This is a genomic window from Streptomyces sp. NPDC005483, from assembly GCF_040606035.1.
Lineage (GTDB): Bacteria > Actinomycetota > Actinomycetes > Streptomycetales > Streptomycetaceae > Streptomyces.
In genome coordinates this window covers 1-3,646 of sequence record NZ_JBEXEA010000103.1, presented here as the reverse complement: position 1 = coordinate 3,646, position 3,646 = coordinate 1, and the positions used below count along the sequence as shown (strand labels likewise).

Below are 3,646 nucleotides of genomic sequence, written 5' to 3'. Positions count from 1 at the left end.
CCCTGCCGTTATGCCCCGACCGCCGAGAGGTCACCCGAACAGGAACCGTGTTCGACTGGTCAAGCCTGCTGAGCGGTAAGCGGATGGCTTCTCAGACCGGCCCGGCCCAGGCCTCGCCGGCGTCGTTCTGAAAGCTCTAGAGAGGGGGACAGGTGCGGGCCCCGCGGGCTGCAGGCCGGGTGACGACCTGATCGGTGCGTACGCGCAGTGCTCCCTTCGCGAGGTCGGCCGAGCCCTTGGCACGCCGGTAATCCCACAACCAGGTCTCGTCGCCGGTGACGTCGAACGCGACGACCGGATAGCCGGTAGGCAGCGGACCCGGCTGCACTGCCGTGTTGGCCGCATCGAGCGGGCGCACACAGACCCGCCGCGCGCTGATCCCGAAGAACTGTGAAGGATCCTGTTCGGCCGCGGCCTGGGCGGCGGTACGATCGGCTCCGCTGGTGGCCGAAGACAGACCCGCGAGTACGGCCACCACCATCATCACCGCGGTGAAGGTGCTGAAGACGGCCAGGTAATACGTCCTCGAGCCGGTGATCCAGTAGAAGTGCCGGCACCAACCGAGCGCGGCCAGCCCGCACAACACGGCGGCGATGCACAGGGCGGCCGGCTTCACCCCGGCGAGATACGTCCACACGGGATCGACGTTGGCTGCCGACAGCGGGATGCCCAGGCATTCGGTCAGGTAGATGCCCTGCACCAGTCGTCCCATCCAAGGCAGCACCCACGCCAGGGGCAGGACGGCGAGCGACAGCACGGTGGCCGCGTTGCGGGAGAACCAGCTCTGGCGCAACGCGTACATACAGCCGCGCAGCACCGGCAGCCCACACAGGATGACCACCACCGGCCCCAGGTCTACACCGCCCAGTGCCGTCGAGACCACCCGGATCATGAACCCGCACAGCCCCGTGCCGCCTACCATGGCCAGCCCGCACAGCCAGACGATTATCCGCGAGTGCCGTTCCCGGTCGGCCAGCCACGGGCCCACCCACCAGGCCACCACGGCCGGCAGCGGTGACAGTGCCATCTGCCACCCAAGGCCCAGTCCCGCCAGCACCCAGCCGAACAGCATCGCGGCGGCTCCCACCGCCATGCCCGGAAGTCCCAGCGCCCGGGTGTGCCAGGGGGCGGGATCCTGCGGGCGCACGGCGTGGGCCGACGCGAGGCCGGGCCGCACGTCATGCAACTCCTCGTCGAAGAGCACCCCGCCCAGATCCGGCCTGCGCTGCAGGGCCGCCAGCGCGTCTTCCAGCGTGCCCGGACCGTCCAGGCGTACCCGGCGGTGCACATCCGCTGCCCCGACCTGCACCCACAGCCGTGCGGCCCTGCTCCGCCACCAACCCGGCCCCCAGTCGGTCTTGCGATGCATGTGCCAGGTACTGGCCAAGGCCGGAGAGTCCTCGGGCTCCAGCAGCCTCGCGTCACCGATGGACCCCGTCACCCGGCCGGACAGTGCCGCCATGACGCGGCGCTCTGCCTCGCTCAACGCACCCCAACGGCTTCCCTGTAGGCGCACCTCCACCCGGTACGGCACCGTCGCATCGTCCTCGGCCGTTTCCAGGCGGGAGAACAACAGGCCGTAGCGCGCCCATAGTTCACAGGCGGTGGCCTCCTGCGCGCCGGCGGGCACCCAGATCAGTACCGCCGCACGATGAGTGAAGTCACCGGCCTGCGGCGGTAATTCGCCCTCGCTTTCGCCGTCGCCAGGAGGGGCGGGTGCGAGCCGGGTACGGAACGAGGTGACAAACGTGCTGGCCATGATGGCGAAACCTCCGGCACGGGACGGGGCAGGGGCAGCGGCCAGCACCCCCGCATCGGAGAGGATGCGCGCGGTATGACCGCTGATCCTGCGCTTGCGGTGCGCAACAGGGGCCCTTGTGACGGGGGACCCAGCCAGGACTGCTGCGCCGTCGTCATTCTTACGTGGGCCACTGACAGAGCCGGGTACCTTCCGGCGCGGGCAAGGACCGGTCGAACGGCGCTCCCTGCCGAGCAGGCATGTTGCCTCGACAAGTCCCGGGATCGACTCGGTAGCGACGGATCTTTGGCCCGACGACTCGTCCGGGACGACCATGAGGCATCCGTCATCGGCCACAAGGAGACGATCTGCTTCCTGTATCTGGAGGACGTGGGAGCACTACTGCCGTTCGGAAGCGCTATCACTGTGCACGGCCCCACCGAAGCCAGGGCTCACCCTCTGCGCCCTCGCCACCAACCTTGCCCACCACTATGCGCGGTCACCAATGTCCTGACCCGCAACATCTAGGAGGAAGCAATGGCAAGGTCGCGCAGCAGGTCTCGGCTAGCTTCGGGTGCTGGGCTTGCCCGCTGCAGCTCCTCGTGGATCTCCGTGTACTGGGTGACGTCTGCAGGCTTGTCCAGGTAGAGGGCGCTGGTGAGCTGCTCCACGTACACGACGTCCGACAGACCGCCCTGCGCGAAGCTGAACATGGTGAACGGCCGTGCCCCGACGGGATGCCCCATCGAATGGAACGGCATGATCTGAAGCCGCACATTGGGCCTCTCGGACGCGTCGATCAGATACTGCACTTGCCGGCGCATCACCGCACGGTGGCCGTAGGTACGCCGCAGCGCCGACTCATCCAGAACGACGTGCAATTCGCAGGCATCATCAACGAAAGCCTGCTGGCGCTCCAGACGCAGCGCCACCCGGCGCTCCACCTCGGCCTGACTCGCCCGCGGTGCGTGCTGTCTGCACATTACGTGCGCATATTCCTCGGTCTGCAGCAGCGCAGGCACATGCTGCACTTCATAGGCGCGGATCAGCGAGGCTGCGCCCTCCAGGCCCAGGTAGGTAGACCACCAGCCAGGGAAGACGTCGGAGTACTGCTGCCACCAGCCCGGGGTGTTGGCCTCTTCGGCCAGCGACAAGATCCCTGCCCGCGCCTGCTCGTCCGTGATCCCGTACAGCGTCAGCAGGTTCTCGACGTCACGCCTTTTGAAACTGACCCGGCCCAGCTCCATCCGGCTCATCTTCGTTTCGGACACGCGGGCGGAATCACCAGCCGTCTGGAGCGTGATCCCACGCTCCCGACGTAGCTGCCGCAGCTGCGAACCAAGCTGGATGCGCCGCACGACCGGACCTGGCCCTGCGGGACGCATGTCGCGGGGGAGCGCGCCGGGTTGCTCAGGCGAGTTCCCGGGCATCGCGATCGTGAGGGCAGCCGAGGGTGTCACAGGCCTCGGATGCTTGGAGGCAGGCAGGCTGTTGCCAAGGACATCCACGCCAGACTCAACGCGCGCGCCGGTCTCATCGGTGGTCTCGTCCTGGATTTCTCCCATGCCGCGGATGGCGCGAGCCTGGCTACGGGACGTGCGACCACGCAGCCGCTGGGCGCCTGGAGCACCCAGAGAGGAACTCTCGAGCAGAACCTCGAAGTCACGGCTCGGATCACCCAACGTGCTCACCACCCCGACGCTGTTCCTTCATCCTCCACCGGTACAGCGAGCCCTCAATGGCCCGGGTCGACGTCGCGTGGAGAAGCTCCTTGATCTCTTCCTGCGTGTAGCCATCCAGGGTCAGGGCCACCGCTGAAGTTTCCCCGTGATCCTGGACACTCGATGGTTATGCCGCGAGGGCGTGTTGCTGCCGCTGCCTGGTCTCGGCTGGGGTGAGGTAGCCGAA

At 67.7% G+C, this 3,646-nt stretch carries 2 protein-coding genes; both read right to left on the bottom strand.

The window, feature by feature from the left end; genetic code table 11:
* Positions 1-136: 136 nt before the first annotated feature.
* Entirely contained in the window at positions 137-1,807 is a 1,671-nt protein-coding gene (locus ABZT06_RS50315) for a hypothetical protein (RefSeq protein ID WP_355756617.1), read from the bottom strand.
* A 455-nt stretch (positions 1,808-2,262) separates the two neighbouring features.
* Positions 2,263-3,123, bottom strand: coding sequence for a helix-turn-helix transcriptional regulator (locus ABZT06_RS50310; protein ID WP_355756620.1), 861 nt, complete (start codon positions 3,121-3,123; stop codon positions 2,263-2,265).
* Between the last annotated feature and the right edge of the window lie 523 nt (positions 3,124-3,646).

Coding starts and splice junctions, on each gene's coding strand:
- ABZT06_RS50310 (WP_355756620.1), bottom strand. CDS start 3,123: ATGCGTCCCGCAGGGCCAGGTCCGGTCGTGCGGCGCATCCAGCTTGGT.